The sequence below is a fragment of the Porphyrobacter sp. HT-58-2 genome (assembly GCF_002952215.1).
Lineage (GTDB): Bacteria > Pseudomonadota > Alphaproteobacteria > Sphingomonadales > Sphingomonadaceae > Erythrobacter.
Genome location: NZ_CP022600.1, coordinates 1689715 through 1711144, shown reverse-complemented (window position 1 = coordinate 1711144; position 21430 = coordinate 1689715). Strand labels below are relative to the sequence as shown.

Annotated in this window: 15 protein-coding genes and 2 pseudogenes; 8 read left to right on the top strand and 9 right to left on the bottom strand. The window is 65.4% G+C overall.

The genetic code is table 11. The features are described 5' to 3' along the window. Positions 1–35: 35 nt before the first annotated feature. Positions 36–1452: pseudogene (locus CHX26_RS08115) on the bottom strand (M28 family peptidase). Positions 1453–1573: 121 nt separating this feature from the next. On the opposite strand from CHX26_RS08115, the pseudogene ettA reads away from it, so the two are divergent. Both ettA and CHX26_RS08105 read left to right on the top strand, forming a co-directional pair. Continuing rightward, positions 1574–3246: pseudogene (ettA, locus tag CHX26_RS08110) on the top strand (energy-dependent translational throttle protein EttA). Positions 3247–3281: 35 nt separating this feature from the next. After that, positions 3282–4040, top strand: a complete 759-nt coding sequence (locus CHX26_RS08105; RefSeq protein ID WP_172449744.1) for a diguanylate cyclase domain-containing protein — start codon at positions 3282–3284, stop codon at positions 4038–4040. A 14-nt stretch (positions 4041–4054) separates the two neighbouring features. On the opposite strand, the gene CHX26_RS08100 is transcribed toward CHX26_RS08105, so the two are convergent. After that, positions 4055–4642, bottom strand: a complete 588-nt coding sequence (locus CHX26_RS08100) for a pyridoxamine 5'-phosphate oxidase family protein (RefSeq protein WP_104941928.1) — start codon at positions 4640–4642, stop codon at positions 4055–4057. A 179-nt stretch (positions 4643–4821) separates the two neighbouring features. Here CHX26_RS08100 and CHX26_RS08095 point away from each other — a divergent pair, with 179 nt between their 5' ends. Both CHX26_RS08095 and CHX26_RS08090 read left to right on the top strand, forming a co-directional pair. Continuing rightward, positions 4822–6060 carry an RcnB family protein gene (locus CHX26_RS08095; RefSeq protein ID WP_104941927.1) on the top strand — a complete coding sequence of 413 codons (1239 nt, stop codon included), beginning with the start codon at positions 4822–4824 and terminating at the stop codon, positions 6058–6060. Between the two features lie 82 nt (positions 6061–6142). Continuing rightward, a complete protein-coding gene (locus tag CHX26_RS08090; protein ID WP_104941926.1) occupies positions 6143–6805 on the top strand; it encodes a prolyl hydroxylase family protein in 663 nt (220 codons plus the stop codon). Between the two features lie 19 nt (positions 6806–6824). Here CHX26_RS08090 and CHX26_RS08085 read toward each other — a convergent pair whose 3' ends face one another. Together CHX26_RS08085 and CHX26_RS08080 are read right to left on the bottom strand one after the other, a co-directional pair. Further along, a complete protein-coding gene (locus CHX26_RS08085; protein ID WP_104941925.1) occupies positions 6825–7364 on the bottom strand; it encodes a DUF1003 domain-containing protein in 540 nt (179 codons plus the stop codon). A gap of 7 nt (positions 7365–7371) precedes the next feature. Next, a complete protein-coding gene (locus CHX26_RS08080) occupies positions 7372–8988 on the bottom strand; it encodes a lysine--tRNA ligase (protein WP_233997079.1) in 1617 nt (538 codons plus the stop codon). A gap of 292 nt (positions 8989–9280) precedes the next feature. Here CHX26_RS08080 and CHX26_RS08075 point away from each other — a divergent pair, with 292 nt between their 5' ends. Together CHX26_RS08075 and CHX26_RS08070 are read left to right on the top strand one after the other, a co-directional pair. Further along, on the top strand, positions 9281–12031 hold the full coding sequence (locus CHX26_RS08075; RefSeq protein ID WP_172449743.1) for an ATP-dependent DNA helicase: 2751 nt from the start codon (positions 9281–9283) through the stop codon (positions 12029–12031). Next, complete coding sequence (locus tag CHX26_RS08070) at positions 12028–12567, top strand: SixA phosphatase family protein (protein WP_104941924.1); 540 nt, start codon at positions 12028–12030, stop codon at positions 12565–12567. Before CHX26_RS08075 ends, CHX26_RS08070 begins: the two co-directional genes overlap by 4 nt. Here the strand turns inward: CHX26_RS08070 and CHX26_RS08065 are convergent. From CHX26_RS08065 to CHX26_RS08045, 5 genes are all read right to left on the bottom strand, one after another. Next, positions 12564–16166 carry an ABC transporter permease/M1 family aminopeptidase gene (locus CHX26_RS08065; protein ID WP_104941923.1) on the bottom strand — a complete coding sequence of 1201 codons (3603 nt, stop codon included), beginning with the start codon at positions 16164–16166 and terminating at the stop codon, positions 12564–12566. The genes CHX26_RS08070 and CHX26_RS08065 overlap by 4 nt on opposite strands. Positions 16167–16181: 15 nt before the next feature. Next, on the bottom strand, positions 16182–17066 hold the full coding sequence (locus CHX26_RS08060) for an ABC transporter ATP-binding protein (RefSeq protein ID WP_104941922.1): 885 nt from the start codon (positions 17064–17066) through the stop codon (positions 16182–16184). Positions 17067–17209: 143 nt separating this feature from the next. Beyond that, complete coding sequence (locus CHX26_RS08055) at positions 17210–17839, bottom strand: SOS response-associated peptidase (protein WP_104941921.1); 630 nt, start codon at positions 17837–17839, stop codon at positions 17210–17212. A 4-nt stretch (positions 17840–17843) separates the two neighbouring features. Further along, positions 17844–18752, bottom strand: a complete 909-nt coding sequence (gene ubiA / locus CHX26_RS08050) for a 4-hydroxybenzoate octaprenyltransferase (protein ID WP_104941920.1) — start codon at positions 18750–18752, stop codon at positions 17844–17846. Then, positions 18749–19135: a hypothetical protein gene (locus CHX26_RS08045; protein ID WP_104941919.1), complete on the bottom strand. Its 387-nt coding sequence runs from the start codon at positions 19133–19135 to the stop codon at positions 18749–18751. The genes ubiA and CHX26_RS08045 overlap by 4 nt, the downstream gene beginning before the upstream one ends. A 39-nt stretch (positions 19136–19174) precedes the next feature. Here CHX26_RS08045 and CHX26_RS08040 point away from each other — a divergent pair, with 39 nt between their 5' ends. After that, positions 19175–19933 (top strand): 16S rRNA (uracil(1498)-N(3))-methyltransferase, encoded by a 759-nt coding sequence (locus CHX26_RS08040; RefSeq protein ID WP_104941918.1) that lies wholly within the window; start codon positions 19175–19177, stop codon positions 19931–19933. Between the two features lie 122 nt (positions 19934–20055). Next, positions 20056–21426 carry a glutamate--cysteine ligase gene (locus CHX26_RS08035; RefSeq protein ID WP_104941917.1) on the top strand — a complete coding sequence of 457 codons (1371 nt, stop codon included), beginning with the start codon at positions 20056–20058 and terminating at the stop codon, positions 21424–21426. Positions 21427–21430: the final 4 nt, after the last annotated feature.

Below are 21430 nucleotides of genomic sequence, written 5' to 3'. Positions count from 1 at the left end.
GCGATGCGGCCAGCACAGGTGTATGGGCGAGGAGGCTATTGCTCTTGCATGATCGGCGGGGCCGAAGGGATCGGACCGCCGGTCTGGATCGAGGTGCTCTCGTTCGCGATGATACCCACCACCTGCGTCCACACGGCGACATTCTGGCGCAGCTGGGCAATATCGATCTTGTCGAGCGTATCATCGGGTGTGTGGTGGAGATCAAAATAGCGGGTGCCGTCCTGCTGCAGGTCGATCAGCGCGCCCTTCTGGTCTCGCACGATGTTGAGGTCTGCGCCGCCGGTGGCGACATCATTGCCTGCCGACACACCAAAGCGCGCCACGGCGGCGGCGATCTTCTTGTGGAGCGTCGGATTGCTTTCGCGGAAGTTCGATTCGAAGCGCCAGATACGATCTGCGCCGAAATCGCTTTCGAGGCCGACCGCGATGGGCTCGTTGATATGCGCCTTGCTGTAGGCCGCACTGCCCCACAGCCCGGTCTCCTCCGCTCCCGCCATCAGCACGCGCACGGTGCGCAGCGGCTGTCCGGCCTTGGCCACATTGAGCGCGGCGGCGGCAATGATTCCGCAACCCGCCCCATCGTCGAAGGCTCCCGGAGCGTTCCACCAGCTGTCGATGTGGCAGGCCAGCAACACAGGCGGAAGGTAGGGGTTGCTCCCGCGAATTTCGCCCACCACGTTGCCGCTTTCCGTCTTGCCGATCTGGCGCGGGTTCATTTCCAGCCTCAGCGTGAGCGGCTTGCCCTTCGCGCGCGCAAACATGCGTTCAAGGTTCTCCGCATCGGGCAGGCTGAGCGCGCCTGCCGGGATCGCGGCGACGCCTGCGGGGAAGCTGGTGCCGCCGGTGTGGGGGTTGCGGTGATAGTCGGTGCCGACCGACTTGATGACGACGCCAACCGCGCCCTTGCTTGCCGCAAGGCCCGGCCCGACCCAGCGCACCGGCCCTGCAAAGCCATAATGCGATCCGTCCTGCGCGGGGCGCATCTGGTGGCTGATATAGGCGATCTTGCCCTTGAGGCTCCCCTCGGGCGCCGCTCGCAGTTCATCGACAGTGCGGAAAAAACACCACCTCGGCCTCAATGCCGCCAGCAGGCGTTGCTGCCGAATTGCCAAGCGGCAGGACGACCAGATCCTGGGCAAAGGGCGCGGTCACGCGGGCGCGAGCGATGTCGCCGGGCACCCAAGTGTCCATCATGAACGGCTCGATCGCGACGTTCTCGAAGCCAGATTGCTTCAGCCATGCCACCGCCCACGCCCGCGCGCGCGCTTCGGCCTCGGTCCCGGCCTGACGTGGACCGACTTCGGTGGTAATGCCCTCAACGAAACCCCAAGCAATGCCATCGCCCTTCAGCGCAGCATCTGCCACGGCTTCAAGCGACGGCGATTGAGCAACGGCTGCACCAGACAGGAGAGCAAACGAAAGCGCGGTCAGCGCAGGGAGAATGCGGTTCATGACCGCAGGTGCTATCGCTGCTCCACGCAACTGTCTAGCCGCTTGCCCTTGACCCTCCCCTTCCCTATCTGCGCCAGCGAAACTTCTCCACCCGACTATCCGATCCCAAAGGACTCAACCGATGGCCGCCCAATACGCCTACGTCATGAAGGGCATGACCAAGACTTTCCCCGGCGCGCAGAAGCCGGTGCTGAACAATATCAACATCCAGTTCTATCAGGGTGCAAAAATCGGCATCGTCGGCCCCAATGGCGCGGGCAAGTCGACCCTGATCAAGATCATGGCCGGGATCGACAAGGACTTCACCGGCGAGGCTTGGCCGGGCGAGAACATCACCGTCGGCTATCTTGAGCAGGAGCCCGAGCTCGATCCGACCAAGACCGTGCTCGAAAACGTGCGCGAAGGCGCCAAGGAAACCGCCGATCTGGTGGCCCGCTTCAACGAAGTCAGCGCCCTGATGTGCGAGCCCGACGCCGATTTCGACGCACTTGGCGCGGAAATGGGCGAGCTTCAGGACCGGATCGACGCAGTCGATGGCTGGACGCTCGACAACCAGCTTGAAGTCGCGATGGAAGCGCTGCGCTGCCCGCCGGGCGACTGGCCGGTGAAAGACCTGTCGGGCGGTGAAAAGCGCCGCGTTGCGCTCACCCGCCTGCTGATCCAGAAGCCCTCGATCCTGCTGCTGGACGAACCCACGAACCACCTGGATGCCGAAAGCGTGCAGTGGCTGGAAAACCACCTCAAGGAATATGCCGGCGCGGTGCTGATGATCACCCACGACCGCTATTTCCTCGATAACGTGGTCGAATGGATCCTCGAACTCGATCGCGGGTCGTACTATCCCTACGAAGGCAACTACTCGACCTATCTCGAGAAGAAGGCCAAGCGCATGGAGCAGGAAAGCCGCGAGGAAAGCGGCAAGCAGAAGGCGCTGCAACGCGAGCTCGAGTGGATCCGCCAGACCCCGGCCGCGCGCCAGACCAAGTCCAAGGCGCGTATCCGCAAGTTCGAGGAATTGCAGAACAGCCAGGACAGCCGCCAGGTCGGCAAGGCCCAGATCGTCATCCAGGTGCCCGAGCGCCTCGGCGGCAAGGTGATCGAAGCCAAGAACATCTCCAAGGCCTATGGCGACAAGCTGCTGTTCGAAAACCTCAGCTTCACCCTGCCCCCGGGCGGGATCGTCGGCGTGATCGGCCCGAACGGCGCGGGCAAATCGACGCTGTTCAAGATCCTCACTGGCAAGGAAACGCCCGACAGCGGCACGATCGAGATCGGCTCGACCGTGCGCCTCGGTTACGTGGACCAGAGCCGCGACCATCTCGATCCGAAGAAGAACGTCTGGGAGGAAATCTCCGACGGGCTCGATTACATGAAGGTCAACGGGCAGGACATGAGCACGCGTGCCTATGTCGGCGCGTTCAACTTCAAGGGGCGGACCAGCAGAAGAACGTCGGCAAGCTTTCGGGCGGTGAACGCAACCGCGTGCACATGGCCAAGATGCTCAAGCAGGGCGGCAACGTGCTGCTGCTCGACGAACCAACCAATGATCTCGATGTCGAAACCCTCGCCGCGCTGGAAGACGCGATCGAGAATTTCGCGGGCTGCGCCGTGGTCATCAGCCACGACCGCTTCTTCCTCGACCGCTTGGCCACGCATATCCTCGCCTTCGAGGGCAATAGCCATGTCGAATGGTTTGAAGGCAATTTCGAAGCTTACGAGGAAGACAAGCGCCGCCGTCTGGGCGATGCTGCCGACCGACCGACCCGCCTCGCCTACAAGAAGCTGACACGCTGATGGAGCACTGCTGGCGGCGCGATCCGCCAGCGATGTTGCGCTGGATCCGTCAGGTTTACGCTTCCTTAAAGCGACGTAAGTCACTCTCCGTGGCGATAAAAAGGTCGCATGGGGATAACAGGGGCGTGATCACGGGAATCGAAGTGCCGCTTGAGTTGGCGGTTGTGCTGAACCTGGTCGCAGGAGCGGTCGGCGTATGGGCGGGAAGACTGCTTGCCAATCGTCGGCTTGATCCACGCCGCGATCCTTTGAGTGCGCTGATGCAGCCGGCCACCTTTGCCGAGGCGATCAGTCTTGCCGACCATCGCAATGCCATGCGCGCCGGATCGAAGGCGGTACTCCATGGTCAGCTCGACCAGATCGTCGGCCTTCGTCCCATGTGGAACCCCGACACCAACGAACAGGTGCGCGCGCACGTCGCCGCGGTGATGCGGGCGGGCCTTCGCCGCGGTGATCAGGTCAGCATGAGCGATAGCGACGGCTTCACCATCGTGATTGATGGCGCAGACGAACGCGCGGCCAAGCGCATTGCCGCTCGTCTGCGCCGCTTGCTTGCGCGGCTGCACCTGCCTCAGATCGGCAGCACCGGCCGTCTGAGCGCCAGCTTCGGTGTTGCTGCAGGCGGGGGTGGGGAAGCCGGAGCTGACTTTCTGATGATGCAGGCCCGATACGCACTCAAACAGGCGTTGAACAAGGGCGAGGGGCATATCGTATCAGCCAGCGAGCTTGAGGAGGTGTTTCTCTTGCCTCCGCCTTCAGTAACAACGTCATCCCCTGCCGCTTCCGCCGCCTGATCCCCGGCTGGCAATCACGGCGAGACCCATCGCCCCTTCCAGCTGTCAGCGCCATCAACCCGTTCGAATTGCGCGCGGACATGGCCGGTATGCGCAAGATAAAGCCAGTCCAGCGCGGTGAGCGTAATGCGCAGCAGTGCAAAATTCTCCCGCGCGGGTAGAAGCTGCGCGTCGTCCGGCTCGACCCCTTCGAACTCGGCTGGCAGGCCTGAAGTCGGCTTGTCAGAGGCCGAACCAGGCCCATCGCCCAGATAGCACCGCCGGGCAAAATTGGTGCTGGCGCGCCATGCCGCATCGACCTCATCACCTGCGGCCACAATCTCGCCCAGACCGCGCGCACGGATCTGGATCTTCGCACCCTTGTCGTAGAACAGCACCGCCACGCGGGGATCGGCGGGGATCACCTGCGCTTTGGGTGCGCGGATGTCGGTGTGCAACCGCAGCCGCCAGGCTACCGAATCGAAAGCGCGCAGAACCATCACACGCGCATCAACATCACCGGTCACGATCACCGGCGTATGCATCGGCGACTTGCGGTCTCGCGGCGCGCGGATCAGGCGGTTACGGCAATCCGTGAGGCATTCATCGAGCGTTTCTAGCATGAAAGCTGCCTTCTCCGGCAAACCCCCACCCGTCAAGCACGGCCTGCACCCGTTCACTTTAGCGCAGTTTTTTCTGAATATCGGTGGGCCGGTTCATCCCTGCGACAGTCTGCGTCCGCTAAACCCGCCCCATCAACTAGCCGCTTGTGGTGGGGCCGGCGACACTGGAGGCACTTGCGATGATGAACCTCTATGCCCGGACCGGCTCGCTGTCCGCTCTGGCTCTTGCGCTGGCAATGGCGCTTCCTGCCATGCCTGTCGCAGCACAGGAAACTGCCGACGTGCAGATCTATCAGGCGGCCTCCGGCCCGTCCGCCCGACCATCCATGCGAAGCGAAAATCGCGGCGGACCGGCCAGAGCCCGGATGGAACGCGCCGCGCCTGCACCGCGCCCGGATCGGACCCGCAGCGAAAGTCGGGCGAGCAGCCCTCGTGGCTTCGGCGGCGATGTAGCCGGTCGCGCACAGGCAGCCCGTCAGGCCGAGGCACGCCCGGCACGGATCGAACGGCGCAGCGAACAGCGCGCAGACCGCGTCGACCGTCGTAGCGAAGTACGCGCGGCTCAGGTTGAGCGCCGCAGTGACTTTCGCGCTGGCCGGGTCGAGCAGCGCGGTGATGCACGCGACAACCGGCTGGATTGGCGGGGCCGCGAGGGTGCCGCCGATCGCGTCGACCGCCGGTCCGAACGTCAGGGGATGCGCATCGAGGATCGCGGCGAGCGGAGGGCCGATCGGATCGAGGATCGCGGTGATCGCCGGGCATTGGGCATAGAGAATCGCGGTGAGCGGCGTGCCGATCGCTTCGATGGACGCCGTGATAACTGGCGCGGCAATGGCCAGCGCGACAATTGGCGCGGTGACGGTCAGCGTGACAATTGGCGCGGCGATGGTCGCAGGGACGGCTTTGCCGGTCAGGTCAATGATATCGCCCGCGATGCACGCCGTGCCGAATGGCGTGATGGCCCGCGCGGCAACTGGCGTGACGGACGCCGGGGTGACTGGCGCGATGGACGCCGCGGAGATTGGCAGCGCGACCGGCGCAACTGGCGGCGCGACGACTGGCGCTGGGGCTGGAACGGCCGCCCTGGCTGGGACAACCGGGATTTCCGGCGCTGGGATCGCGGCTGGCGTGGCAACCGGGCCTATGACTGGTTCGATTTCCGTCGCGGCAACCAGTTCCTGTTCCGCCCCGGCCCCTATGTCGCGCCGTTCCGGGCGCACCGCTACAGCCGGTTGCAGACGGGCTTCTTTCTCGACAGCCTGTTCTTTCAGCCGCGCTTCTTCATCAATGATCCGTGGGCCTTCCATCTGCCCCCGGTCTACGGTCCCTACCAGTGGGTCCGCTATTATGACGATGTGCTGCTGGTCGACATCTACACTGGTGAAGTGGTCGATGTGATCCACGACTTCTTCTGGTAGGTCGAAACCTCGCCAGAACAGGCCCCGCCGGAGCGATCCGGCGGGGCTTTTTTCGCGCGGCTCTGCTTGCTAGGCTTGGGACGTGACCGCAGTCGTTCCCGATCAGGAGGCCCTCGTCCAGCTTGGCGCCAGTGTCCGCGCGCGGCTAGCTGCCAGTCCCGCTGTCTACCGGATCCCGTCCGAGAAGGTCGAGCTCTTCGCCATCGGCAACTTCCTGACCGCACACGAATGCGCCCAGCTTTGCGCCATGATCGATACGGTTGCGCGTCCCTCATCGCTCCACGAGCTCGACTATGCGAGCGGCTTTCGCACATCCTATTCGGGCGATCTCGACCCGCACGATCCCTTTGTGGCGGGGATCTCGCAGCGGATCGATGCGGTGCTGGGCGTGAAGGCAGAGATCGGCGAGCCGGTGCAAGGCCAGCGTTACCTTCCCGGCCAGCAGTTCAAGCCGCATAATGACTGGTTCTACACCTCCGAAGGCTACTGGCCGCAGGAGGAAGCGCGGGGCGGGCAACGCAGCTGGACCGCGATGGCCTATCTCAATGCGGTCGAAGCGGGCGGCTCGACCGCTTTCACCGCGCTCGGTATCCAGATCCTGCCCAAGCCCGGCGTGCTGCTGCTGTGGAACAATGCCCTGACCGACGGGCGCCCCAATGAGGCAACGCTCCACGCCGGAACCCCGGTTGAGCGCGGGGTGAAATATGTCATCACCAAGTGGTACCGCACCCGCAAGTGGAGTTGACGCGGCAAAACGCCCGCAATCATTTCGCAGAGGGTGTCTGAGGGTTCTCAGTCTCGGGCGCGAGCTTGTGCACTTCGCGCGCCAGCATCTCGATCCGATGCGACAGGCGCAGGATTTCCAGCTGGGTGCGCAGGTTCACCTCGTAATCGTGGCGCGCGGTGATGCGGTCCTTCATCGCCTGCCGGTTCTGGCTCATCAGGATCACCGGGGCCTGCACCGCGGCCAGCATCGACAGCATCAGATTGAGGAAAATGAACGGATAGGCATCGAACGGCCCCAGCCCCAGCGCCTCCAGCACCCCGCTGTTGAGGCTGGTCCACACCAGCAGCACCACGCCGAAACCGACGATAAAGCCCCAGCTGCCGCCCACCGCCGCGACGCGATCCGCCAGCCGGTCCTTCCATGTCTCGTGCGCCTGCGCCAGTTCATCCGCATCGCGCCCGGTGAAAGTGCCGGACGCAACCCGCCGCAGCACCCGCTGCTCGTCCGCGGCAAGCTCGTCGAAGTCGCGGCCGAGCAGGTCGCGGGCGAGCTTGTGCGGATCGGCGTCACGGGTCATGCGCAGGTCATGCCTTCGCCAGCGCCTCGGCAATCAGCTGGCGGGTGGGCGCAATGCCGTAGAGCGCGATGAAGCTGCCCATGCGCGGGCCTTGTTCGGAACCGAGCAGGGTTTCGTAGAGCGCCTTGAACCAGTCGCGCAGGGAAGCGAACCCGAATTCCTCCTGCTTGCCGATCTCGTAAACGATGGTCTGCAAGTCCTCCGCGCTCATGTCCGCCGGTGCTTCGGCGAGCGCGGCATCGAGCGCCCATAGCGCCGCCACCTCGCCATCCACCGGCGCGCGCTTGGCCAGCGTCGGGGCGACGAAATCGCGGTTATAGGCCAGCGCCTTCATCACCAGCACGTCAAGCGCCGGGTGCGCCGCCGGATCGGCATCGGCGACATAATTGCCAAGGTATGACCACACCGCTTCATGGGTCGCGCCCGCCCCCAGCACGCCGACCAGATTGAGCAGCAGGCTGAACGGCACCGGCAGCGTATCACCCGCCCCCGGAGCCTCGGCCCCTGCATGGTGCTGATTGGCGCGCAGCAGATGCCACACCGGGTTGCCGAGTTGCTTGTCTATATCCTGACCCGGCAAGGCGGCACGGAACTGCCAGTAATCGTCAATCGCCTTGGGGATCACGCCGACGTGGAGCTGCTTGGCGCTCTTGGGATTGGCGAAGATGTAATAGCCGAGCGATTCCTCGCTGCCATATTCGAGCCACTGCTCGATGGACAGGCCATTGCCCTTCGACTTGGAGATCTTCTCGCCCTTGGCGTCGAGGAACAGCTCGTAGATCAGGCCTTCGGGCTTGTGGCCGCCAAGCACGCGGGCGATCTTGCCCGACTGGATTCCGCTGTCGGTCAGGTCCTTGCCATACATCTCGTAATCGACACCGAGCGCCACCCAGCGCATCGCCCAGTCGACCTTCCACTGGCACTTGGCCATGCCGCCCAAGGCCGATTGCTCGACAATGCTTCCGTCCTCGTCGGTGAAGCGGATGATGCCCGCGCCTGCATCGACCACTTCGACCGGCACCTGCAACACCGCGCCCGTCGTCGGGCTGATCGGCATGACCGGGGAATAGGTCTTGCGCCGTTCCTCGCCGAGGGTCGGCAACATGATGTCGAGGATCGCCTGAAAATTCGCCAGAACCCCGCGCAACGCCTCGTCGAACCGGCCCGAATTGTAGCAGTCCGAGGAACTGACGAATTCATATTCGAACCCGAAGCGATCCAGAAAATCGCGCAGCATCGCATTGTTGTGCGCGGCGAAGCTTTCGAACTTTTCGAAAGGGTCGGGGATGCGCGACAGCGGCTTGCCCAGATGCTCGGCCAGCATCGCCTGATTGGGGACGTTGTCCGGCACCTTGCGCAAGCCATCGAGATCGTCCGAAAACGCCACCAGCCGCGTCGCCGCGCCGCCGGTCAGCGTTTCATAGGCGCGGCGCACCAGCGATGTGCGCAGCACTTCCTGAAAGGTGCCGATATGCGGCAGGCCTGACGGGCCATAGCCGGTCTCGAACAGCACGCCGCCGGGCTTGCCTTCCGGCAGGCGCTTGGCGAGGCGCTGCGCCTCCTGAAACGGCCAGGCCTTGGAAGTTTGGGCGGCGGCGATAAGGGCTTCTTGGGTGATGGTCATGACGGGGCGGCTATTAGGGATGGAACGGCAGCTTGCAAGCACAATGGCGCGGGCCAGCTTGACAAACTTGACACCCTGTCAAGCTGGCGTTCTCTGATTTATTTCAAATTTGCCAATGCTTTATATCCGAATTCGATAAGTTGACGGACAGGGGAAGCAGGGGCTCTTCACGCGCCCTGCCCCGGTGAGACAGCACCCGCCTACGCCGATCGGGCGGTGTAGGACAGCCTGCCGGGCAAAGTCAGCGTGACCTACGTTTACAAGCGAGCGCCGCTCGCGCATCCTTGCGCGCGTGACGCCCCCCGGTCCCCTGCCCCTCCCCGCGCTCCATGCCAGCCATGGCGGACATTGGCTGCGCGCGGGCGATGGCACGACGCGCGCCGTGTCCAAAGGCGATGCGATCATGGCCGCCGCCGACACCCCGGTGCTGCTCTTGAACGCGCCGCTGGTGGCGAGCCGCTTGGGATACCCGGATTTGTCGGGGCTCGACCTGCTCGAAGCCTTCGCCTTCGTCCACCCCGCACGCTTCTGTGTGCCGACCCCGCGCGGGCTGGCCGAGGCGCTGGGCTTGCCGGTGCCGGAAAGCGACGCCGCTGTGCCGGAACTGCTCCAGCAGGCGGCAGGCGCGCTGGCGGCCATGTGCCAGAGCCCCGACTGGCCCGAGCGCGAGGGCGCGTGGAGCGCGCTGCAAACGCTCGAACGCCTGCGCTGGCCGTGGGCGCAGGTGCTGAAACCCCACATCGCCAAACCGGAACGCGCCGAACGCTGGCTGTTCGCGCGCCTGCCCGAATGGGAGGAAGCAGGCGAGCGCCCTGCTCCGCGTCAAGTGGAACTATCCGCCGAGGCCGTGCAGGCCCAGCTTGCCCGCCTCACCGGCGAGGGGGCCGAGAGCCGCGAGGGCCAGCGCGCCTATGCCGCCGATGTGGCAAAGGTCTTCGCCCCGCGCTCCGCCCCCGGTCGCCCGCATCTGGCGCTGGCGCAGGCGGGGACAGGGATCGGCAAGACGCTGGGCTATCTCGCCCCGGCCTCGCTCTGGGCGGGGCAGAGCGGCGGGACGGTGTGGGTGTCGACCTTCACCAAGAACCTGCAACGCCAATTGCGCGCCGAAAGCCGCAGGGCGTGGCCGGTGAAACGCCCCGATGGCACCCCGCCGGTGGTGGTGCGCAAGGGCCGCGAAAATTACCTCTGCCTGCTCAACCTTGAGGATGCTTTGCAAGGCGGCTTTGCCGGTCGGCCCGCCGTGCTGGCGCAGCTGGTGGCGCGCTGGGGGGCCTATACCCGCGACGGCGACATGATCGGCGGCGATCTGCCAGGCTGGCTCGGCACGCTGTTCAGGAAGCGCGGGATCGCGGCGCTCACCGACCAGCGCGGCGAGTGCGTCTATGCCGGATGCCCGCATTACCGGAAGTGCTTCATCGAAAGGGCGGCGCGGGATAGCGCGCAGGCCGATCTGGTGATCGCCAACCATGCGCTGGTGATGGTCAACGCCGCCCGCGCCCGCGACCCCAACCAGCGCCCCACCCGCCTGATCTTCGACGAAGGCCACCACGTCTTCGACGCCGCCGACAGCACCTTTGCTGCGACGCTTTCGGGGCAGGAAACGATCGAACTGCGGCGCTGGATCATCGGCCCGGAAAAGGAAACGCGTGGACGCAGGCGCGGGCTGTCGGCGCGGCTGGCGGATCTCGCCAGCTATGATGATGCAGGCGCCGAAGCCATCGCGGCAGCCTGCAAGGCGGGGCAATTGCTCCCCTCGGACGGCTGGCTCCAGCGCCTTGCCGAGAACGCCCCCTTCGGCCCGCTCGAAGCCCTGCTCGCCGCGGTGCGCACCGCGACCTATGCCCGCGACGAAAGCGGCGGGGTGGATGCGGGCTATGGCATCGAGACCGAGGCGGCGGGGCTTCCGGGCGAGGTGATCGAAGCCGCCGCCGCCGCCGCCGAGGCGCTCGCCAGCATCCGTGTGCCGCTGATCCGGCTCGGCGGGCGGTTGGAGGCGATCCTTGCCGAACCGCCCGACTGGCTCGACGCCCAAGGCCGGGCGCGGATCGAGGGGGCGCGGTTCGCGCTTGCCTGGCGGATCGATCTGATCGCGGCGTGGGAGGCGCTGCTCGACCGGCTGGGCGGCCCCGCCGACCCTGAGTTCGTCGACTGGCTCGCGGTCGACCGCTCCGACGCGCGCGAGTTCGATGTGGCTCTCAATCGCCGCTGGCTCGACCCGATGAAGCCCTTTGCCCGGGTAGTGCTGGAACCCGCGCACGGCGTGCTGCTGACCAGCGCCACCTTGACCGACCGCGGCACCGAGGGGTTTGGGGATGATGACCGCTGGGCCTCCGCCATCGCCCGTTCCGGCGCGGCGCATATCGAGGGCGAGCCACTGCTTTCGGCGGCGGAGAGCCCGTTCGACTACGCGAGCCGCGCCGAGGTGCTGATCGTCACCGACATCGCCAAGGGCGATCTGCCTGCGCTGGCCGGGGCCTATGCGCGGATCATCGAGGCTTGCGGAGGCGGCGTGCTCGGCCTGTTCACCGCGATCCGGCGGCTGCGCAGCGTTCATGGCCGCATCGCCGACCGGCTCGCGCGGGCGGGCCTGCCGGTCTATGCCCAGCACGTCGATCCGATCGACACCGGCACCCTCGTCGACATTTTCCGCGACGATCCGCGCGCCAGCCTGATCGGCACCGATGCGCTGCGGGACGGGGTGGACGTGCCGGGCCATTCGCTGAGGTGCGTGGTGATGGAGCAGGTCCCCTGGCCGCGGCCCGATATTCTCCACAAGGCGCGCAGACTGGCAGGTGGCGGCAGCGCCTATGACGACCGCATCATTCGCGCGCGGCTGGCGCAGGCGTTCGGGCGGCTGATCCGGTCAAAGGAGGACGCGGGCCACTTCATCGTCCTTTCCCCTGCCTTCCCCACCCGGCTGCTGTCGGCCTTCCCGCAAGGCACGCCAGTGCTGCGGGTGACGCTCGATGAGGCTTTACAACGCCTCGCCGCTGGTGTTCTGGGCAAGCAGACCGCGCGATCAGGAGACGCCTTGCAACCATGAAAATCCTCGGCATCCTGCGCCATGCCAAGTCCGACTGGGATGATACGGCCCAACGCGACTTCGATCGCGGGCTGAACGCGCGCGGGCGCAAGGGGGCCGAACTGATCGGCCAGCATATCCGCGACCACGGCATCAAGTGGGACAAGATCCTCGCCAGCCCCGCCGTGCGGGTCAAGCTGACGCTGGAAGGCGCAATGCCTGACGCAGAGCCGATCTATGATCAGCGGCTCTACCTCGCCAGCTTCGACACCATCGTCGAGACCATCGAGGCCCATGCCGGCAGCGGCGATGACGAGGCACGCGCGATCCTGATTTCGGGCCATAATCCGGGCCTTCAGGACGTGCTTCTGGAACTGGTGGCGCCGGGCAAGGAAAACGCGCTGTTCAAGGAAGCGGTCGTGAAATTCCCGACCGCCGCCTATGCCGTGCTGGAATGCGATATCCAGCACTGGAGCGAGCTGAAGCGCTACTGCGCCGAGCTGGTGCATTTCGCCCGGCCGCGCGACCTTGATCCGGAACTGGGGCCGGAAGGCTAGCTCTCCGTCACCGCCACCAGATTATCGTCGGAATCCCGGTCGATGTAGAAGTTGTAGGGATCGATCCCGGCGAATGTCGGACGCCCCTTGCTGATCACCTCGATCACCTGCCTGCCGCCGCGCACCGGGTAACGCTTCATCGACAGCACATTGGCCTTGGCAAAGCTGCCAGACCCAGGCCGGTCGGTGAACACGCCCACCTCGATGTTCTCGGCAAGGGTGGCGGGAGTCTCCTTGCCCTTGCCATCGGCATAGAACTTGGCCGCCTCGATGGTGATGCGGGTGCGCCAGGTGCGATCGGGAAGCTGGGCGGTGACTGCCTCCTTCGCCTTGAGATCGTAGATCGTGATCTTCTCGAACAGGTCGGTGATCAGCGCCTGATGTTCTGGCGTTTTCGCCTCCTTGCGCAGTTCGGCGATGAGATCGAGGCTGCGCGGGTACGGCGCGCCCTTGAACTTGTAGCGCGCGATCATCCGCGCCAGCGCCCGGTTGACCGCATCCTCGCCCAGCCGCTGCTGGAGCAGATACATCACCAGGGAGCCCTTCTGGTAATGGATATGCTGCTGGTTCTCCACCCGCACCATCGGCTGTTCGGGCAGGACATCGGCCTTGCGCGCGGCGAGATACTGATCGAGTCCGAACTTGAGGAAGCGCCGGATCTTGTCCTCGCCATACAGCTCCTTCATCACCATCAGCGCGCTGTATTCCGCCAGCGTTTCCGACAGGATGGTGGAACCCTGCATGTCTGCGCCCACGATCTGGTGCGCCCAGTACTGGTGGCCCAGCTCGTGCGCGGTGACGTATGAGACATAGTCGATCGTTTCCGGATCGCGCACGTCAGCGGCAAAACCGATGCTTTCCGAATAGGGCATCGTCCCGGCAAAGGCCTGCGCGAAGGTGCGATAGCCCGGAAATTCGATGATCCGCGCATAGCCGAACTGGTAGGGGCCGAAATTGCGCTCGTAATAGCCCAGCGAGGTCTTCATCGCCTTGAGCAACGCCGGCACGTTCCAGACGTGGCGCGGATCATGATAGACGGTCAGCTCGACATTGCCGTAGCGGTCGCTCGCTTCGGCATAGCGCGCCGATTGCACCGAGAAGAAATCGAGGATCGGCGCCGGGCTTTCGAACACCGCAATGCGGCGGCCGCCTTCGATGCGGTCTGACACCTTGTTGCCCGGCGCGACCGGCACCTGATCGGCAGAGGTGCTAATGGTGATGCGCGAATTGACCCAGTCGGCGCGGATGTAGTTTTCCGCCTGCGCGCTGGTGTCCTCCAGCTTTGCCATGCGCAGTTCATCGGGCAGGCCCTGCCGCCGCCGTTCGATGCGGTCAGTCAGCAAGCCACGGCGGTCCATCCCGACGATCGGCGCGAACACCGTGTTGTCGATGAAGGTACCATTGTCGACGACGTCGATCGCCGCCCCGCGGTTGGCAAAGCCGCGCCGCCAAACGCGCGAGGTAAAATCGAGCCGCGTCGTCGCTCCGGGCGCGAGCGGTGTGTCGAAACGGAAGACCCGGTGGCCGAACCGCGTATCATCCTCGGCCAGCCTCGCCCCGGCAAGATCAAGCCGGCTATATTCAACCGCCTCGTCGCCCTGCCGGATATGGACTTCGCTGATCGGCACGCCGCTGTCGTTGCGCAGATCATAATGGCCGGTCACATCCACCCGCCGTTCATCCGGGAAGATCGCGACATCGAACGCGACATCGGTAACGACCGGGCGCGGAAGATCGGCGAACTTGAGGTATTTGCGTTCATATTCGGCCAGCCAGGCCTCGGCCTCGTCGGCGGTCTGATAGCGGTTGAGCACCTTGATATTGTGGTGGATCACAAGGCCCGTGCCGACCATCCCGGCCACCGCCGCCAGCGCGATCCCGCCCGAGGCGAGACTGATGCGCTTGCCCATGCCCTTCAGCCGCGGCCAGACCGAAACCACCGTGCCGCGGGGCCACAGCCAATGCGCCAGCACCAGCAGCAACACCCCGAAACAGAGCCAATAGGCCCGCGCGATCAGCCCGCCGACCCAGAAACCGCCGGTGCCGTTCATGTCGGAGAGCGGCTCGCCCGGCCCGCCCCCGAAGTTATAGAGCATGTTGGTGTAGCCGAGGTTGTTGAGGAACACCCGGCCCACAAACCACACCAGGATCAGCCCCCAGCCGACATATTTGTTGGGGCTGAGCACCTGAAAGAACACAGCCAGCACCGCCAGCAGCAGCAGATCGACGCTCTGCGGCAGGACGAAGGCGGTGAGATAGAGGCCGACATCAATGCTCGGCGCGCCCTTCATCAGCTGATAGGCGATCCCCGTCAGCATCCCGACCAGCGCCATCGCCAGCAACACCACGAACACCGCGAGGATCTTGGGGACGAACATCGCCCAGGCAGGCGCCGGGGTCGCATCGACAATCTCGCCGATCTTCACATCGCGCTCACGCCATACCAGCTCGCCGCCATAGAACACCGCGACGATCAGCGTGAAGATGAACATGTTGCTGAGGACGACGACAATCACATCGGCCGTCAGCGGATAGGACGGCGTGCCGAACTGGGTCTGGGCAAAGGCGAGGTTGAGCCCGATGAAGCACAGCGCAATCAGCAGCAGCACGATCAGGCCGGGGCTCCTGACCACCAGCATCACTTCAGCCTTGAGCCGCGCCCAGAAGGTGCGCACCGCGTGGCCGAACCCGAAACGGCGCGCGGCCGGGGCGGCAAGCGCAAGCGGCACCGCGCGCTCCGCCTTGGCAGTGCGCGCTGCCTGTTTGGCGAGCCGCCGCAGCCGCCAGCGCGACGGCGCACGCTCGGTCATGCTGAAGCGCGCCCAGGCGAAGGCGAGAAATACCATCGACAGGCCCAGCACGAACACGCGGTTGAACAGCAGATTGCCTTCAAGCGGGATCGCGAGGCTGTTCATCTCGGCTGCGGTCCAATAGCGTGAAACCTGCCGGATCGCGCCTTCAGCCAGCAATTCGTAGCGCGCCAGAGTGTCCTGATAGGTCGGATCGGCGGCAAGGATCACGTTGACGGTCAGGTAGGCCATCACCAGCACCAGCACGCCGAGATAGCTCGCCAGCATCGACCGGGTGATGGTGGCAAGGCTGAACAGCAGCGCGGATGACAGGATGATGTTGGGAACCGCGATCACCAGAAACGGCCAGGCATAGGTGGCAAAGCCGCCCGGCCCGACGGTCTCCGGGTCAACCCATGGCATGGCCGCGCCCGTCGCAATGCCCAGCGGCACCGCGACAAAGCCCAGGATCGCGATGGCCAGCCCGCCCAGAAAGCGCCCGGCAAGGAACGTGGTGCGGCCCACCGGGGTAGCGCGGATCATCGGGCCAAAGCCGGTCACATCATCACGCACCACCGCATTGGCGACGAAAGAGGTGATGACGAACAGGTAGAAAGTGCCCATCAGCGACATCAGATAGGTCACGGCATAGGGCGAGTTTTCGTGCACCGCCCCCGGTGTCCCGATGCTGACATTGTCGCTCGCGGACAGGCCGAAACCGATCAGGAAGAAGATCAGCACCGAAACCCAGAAAACCGGGTTCTTGAGCTGATAGCGCAGTTCGAAGGCCGCAAGGCGCGCGGTAAGCATGGACGGTGCCTCCCCTTACGCCGCTACGGCAGCACGGCGGGTTTCGGCGAGGGTGGCAAAGTAGACATCCTCCAGCCCGCCGCTGACCGGGGCAAAGCCATCCGGCTGGCTGTCGGCAAGCACATGGACGACGATTTCGCCGGCAAAGAAGCGGTGCGAGATCACCTCGTATTGCGCCTGCATCTCGGAAAGCTGGGTATGCGGCACGGTGCGCTGCCACACCCGCCCCTGCGTCTGCCGGATCAGTTCAAGCGGCGCGCCCTCGAGTCGCACCTTGCCCCCGGCCAGTACCGCCATGCGCGGGCACAGGTCGGCGACATCATCGACGATATGGGTGGACAGGATCACCACCACATTCTCGCCGATCCCGGCCAGCAGGTTGAGGAAGCGGTTGCGCTCCTCCGGATCGAGCCCGGCGGTGGGTTCATCGACGATGATCAGCTGCGGATCGCCGATCAGCGCCTGCGCAATGCCGAAACGCTGGCGCATCCCGCCCGAAAAGCCCGCAATCGCCTTGGAGCGGACAGCCCACAGATTGGTCTGATTCAGCAGGTGTTCGACCACCGCCTTGCGCTCGCCCGCGCTGGTGATGCCCTTCAGCACCGCCATGTGATCGAGCATCTGATAGGCCGAGACGCGCGGATAGACACCGAAATCCTGCGGCAGATATCCCAGCGTGCGGCGCAAGGCATCAGGCTCGGCCAGCACGTCGATATCGCCGAAGCGGATGCTCCCGGCGGTCGGCGCCTGCAACGTGGCGATGGTGCGCATCAGCGTTGACTTGCCCGCGCCATTGGGGCCGAGCAGCCCGAACATCCCCTTGGGGATCGACAGGGTCACATCATCCAGCGCGCGGGTGCCGTTGGGATAGACATGGCTGACGCCAGCGAGTTCGAGCATGATGAAGGATCCCCTGATTCAATCCTTTGTATCCTAACGCACTTCGCGCGCAGGAAAAGCCGTGTTGGTGGAGCAACACACACAATTGATCGAGGCTCATGCCGTTCGTCGAACCCGGTCAGCCGCCGGACGCCCCGGATCGGCTAGAACAGACCCGGCTGGCTGCCCCCTGTCCGCGCCCATGGCTCGTTCGTGGGATCAATCACGAGCGGCCCCAGCCACGGGCCACACAGGGCCTGCGCCTCGTCAGGCGGGCCAGAGAGCCATCGGGCGTGGTCTTCGGGCGCGATCAGCACGGGCATGCGTTCATGCACGCCTGCCGCGTCGGAGCCCGCGCTATCGGTCATCACCATCGCATAGCACGCGCCCCATTCCTCGCTCTGCCGCCACACGCCTGCCGCCGCGAACAGCGGCACGCCGGGCAGCGACATCCACGTGCGGGTCATGCGCCCCTTGGCCCCTTGCGCCTCGGCCCAGGCGGTGAGCGGGATCAGGCAGCGGCGGCGTTCGAAGGACTGGCGCCAGAAGAAGGTGCCGAGCTTGTCGGTCCGCGCATTGTTGACCGGCTTGGGCTTCAGTTTCTGCCCCTGCTTGCCGGTCAGCACCAGCGGGAAACCCCATGCCATCGCCTGCACCGCGCCCTCTGCCACGACGAGGCCGGGGTAGCCGGGATAGACCTCCGCGCCGAAATTCGCGCCCTGCGCCGCGTCCACCGCATCAAACCACGCGGCCACCTCGCTCGCGTTCTTGGTCATGCGGTAGAGGTTGCACATCGCGTCAGGCCCCCGCGTTCCCCACCACGAAGCACGCCGCCGCCATCAGCGCGCCCGCCCAGCGGTTGGCGCGGAACCGGGCGAGCGGGTTGGCGGGATCGTCTGCATCCAGTGTCGCCACCTGCCATGCCAGATGCCCGGCGACCGGCAGCAGCGCGAGCAAGGCCAGCGGATCGGCGCGATAGAGCCAGAACCCCAGCGCCCACAGGCCAACGGCAGCGGCATAGAACCCCGCGATCCCCGCCTGCACCCGCGCCCCCATCGCCAGCGCCGATGACCGAATGCCGACCATCGCATCATCCTCGCGGTCCTGAAGGGCATAGATCGTATCGTAGCCGATGACCCAGCAGATGCAGCCGGCATAGAGCGCGGCAAGCACCTCCCAATTGTCCCAGCGCAATTGCGTCCAGCCGACCAGCAGACCCCAGTTGAACACCATCCCCAGCCATGCCTGCGGCCACCAGGTGATCCGCTTCATGAAAGGATAGGCCGCCACCAGCGCCAGACTGCCAAGCGCCACGATCTGCGCTTCGAGCCGCAATTGCAGCAAGACCACCAGCCCGACGAGGCAGAGCGCGATCAGCCAGCCCCACGCGGTGCGCTTCGACACGCGCCCGCTCGCCACAGGGCGCAAAGCCGTGCGCGCCACCTGCCGGTCGAGATCGGCATCGACGATGTCGTTATAGACGCACCCAGCCCCGCGCATCGCGATGCTCCCCGCCAGCAGCCAGCCGAGCAGCGCCCATTGCGCCCCCGCGCCTGCCAGCCACACGCCGAACACGCAGGGCCAGAACAAAAGCCACCAGCCAATCGGCCGGTCGAAGCGGGCGAGCAGCGCCAGATCGCGCGGCAGCTGCGGCAGGCGTGCGACAAGGCCCTTATGCTCGCTGTCGGGGACGACCTGCTCGCTCATGCGCGTTTGTCCTCAGCCCGCGCCGCGCGCCAGCCGAGGATCGCCAGCACCAGCATCGTCACGTTCCCGGCAAAGTCGAGCATCCCGATGCTGGTCAGCACCGGCACCTCGTAATGAAACCAGTAGTTGAACCCGAAGAACGGCAACAGCAAAACGGCAAACACGGCGAAGGCCTTGGCGCTCCAGCGCGTGACCAGCGCCATCAATCCGAACAATAACGCCTGCGAACCGAAACAGGCCATGGTGAAGCGCGTGAGGAAAGTGCTGTCGCGATAGGCTTGCGTCACCGCCAGTTCGATCACGCTGGCAGGCGCAAACAGCGCCCAGCCACCCAGGATCAGGAACACGGCGGCGATCAGGAATTGTGCGGTTCGCGCGGACATCACTTGCTCCCTAGCGCCCCGTGCGCCTAGTGCAAAGCCATGCCCGCAACGCACCATCCAAAGGTTCCGGCATGGCCCCCCAAGAGCGCCCCGCGCCTGTTCGTTGCCGAGACATTGGCGATGGGCGCGGTGGTGCGGATCGAGGGGAACCCCGCGCATTACCTCGCCCGCGTCATGCGCGCCGCGCCCGGCGATGTCGTGATCCTGTGCGACGATGTGACCGGCGAATGGGCCGCGCGCGTGGCCGAGGTGACCAAGCGTGATGTGGTGCTGGAGGTGGTCGAAATGCTCCGGCTGCGCGAGGCGATGCCGGATCTGTGGCTCTGCCCCGCGCTGCTCAAGAAGGATCGTTTCGACCTGATCCTCGAAAAGGCGACCGAACTGGGCGTTTCGCGCATCGCCCCGGTCATCACCCGCCGCTGTGTCGCCGACAAGCTCAACCTCGACCGCGCCCGTGCCATCACCACCGAGGCTGCCGAACAATGCGCCCGCACCGCGCTGCCGCAGCTGGCCGAGCCGGTGAAGCTCGATGCGCTGCTGTCCGGTTGGTCGACGGAGCGCGCGCTCTTCTTCGCCGATGAAGCGGGCGGCGAACCGGCCGCCGCCGCCTTTGCCGCCCATCAAGGCCCCGCCGCGATCCTCACCGGCCCCGAAGGCGGGTTCGACGATGCCGAGCGCGCCGCGATCCGCGCGCACCCCGCTGCCCGACCCGTTACCCTCGGCCCGCGTATCCTGCGCGGCGAAACCGCCGCTATTGCCGCCCTGTCGGTGTGGATGGCGAGCGCGGGCGACTGGTAACCAACCGCCACTGCGGCGCGAAGCTGCAAAAGATGGCCGTTCACGCGGGTGCCATGCGAATTTGCCTTCCCACGTCCAGACCAGTTTTCTAAGGCAACCGGCCAGAGAAGGGCCCCCTTGCGATGAGCACACGCGAAGCTTCCACTGCCGACGATCCGGTGATCGAAGGCTTCGACCAACTGGTTGCCCCGATGATCGGCGGTGAGAAACCGGCCGAACGCTGGCGCATCGGCACCGAGCACGAAAAGCTTGTCTACAAGCATTCGGACAAGCGCGCGCCGTCCTATGACGAGCCTTGCGGCATCCGTGATCTGCTGGGAGGCCTCGAACAGTTCGGCTGGGCCCCGGTGGAGGAAGGCGGAAACGTCATCGCGCTGAAAGGCGCGGACGGGGCGATCAGCCTCGAACCGGCAGGCCAGCTCGAACTGTCGGGCGCGCCGCTGGAAAACCTGCACCAGACCTGCGCCGAAACCGGGCGGCATCTCGAACAGGTCAAGGCAGTCGGGGAGAAATGCGGTGTCGGCTATCTCGGGCTCGGGATGTGGCCCGACAAGACCCGCGCCGAGCTGCCGATCATGCCCAAGGGCCGCTACGACATCATGCTGCGCCACATGCCGCGCGTCGGCAATCTCGGCCTCGACATGATGCTGCGCACCTGCACCATTCAGGTCAATCTCGACTATTCATCCGAAGCCGACATGGTGAAGAAGTTCCGCGTCGGCCTCGCGCTGCAACCGCTGGCGACTGCGCTGTTCGCCAATTCGCCCTTTACCGAAGGCAAGCCCAACGGGTTCCTGTCCTATCGTTCGCACATCTGGTCGGACACTGATCCGGCGCGCACGGGGATGCTGCCCTTCGTCTTCGAGGACGGCTTCGGCTATCAACGCTGGGCCGAATACATGCTTGATGTGCCGATGTATTTCGTCTTCCGCGACGGAAAATACATCGACGCGGCGGGGCTTTCGTTCCGCGATTTCCTCGATGGCAAGCTGTCGGTGCTCCCCGGCGAGCGCCCGACGCAATCCGACTGGTGGGATCACCTGTCCACCGCCTTCCCCGAAGTGCGCCTCAAGAGCTTCCTTGAAATGCGCGGGGCCGATGGCGGACCGTGGAACCGCATCTGCGCCCTGCCCGCCTTCTGGGTCGGGCTTCTGTATGACCAAGGCGCGCTTGATGCGGCATGGGATCTGGTCAAGCACTGGACGATGGAAGAACGCGAGGCGCTGCGCGGCACCGCGCCCAGACTCGCGCTGGATGCCCCCGTCCCCGGCGGCCATACCCTGCGCGATATCGGGCGCGAGGCGCTGGCGATTGCGCACAAGGGGCTGGCGGCGCGGGCGCGGCTGAATTCCTCGGGCGATAATGAAACCGGCTTCCTCGACACGCTCGATGAGATCGTGGCGAGCGGCAAGGTTCCGGCCCAGCGCCTGCTCGATGCTTACCACGGCGAGTGGAACGGCGACATCAGCCGCGTTTACGAACAGTCGTTCTGAGGCG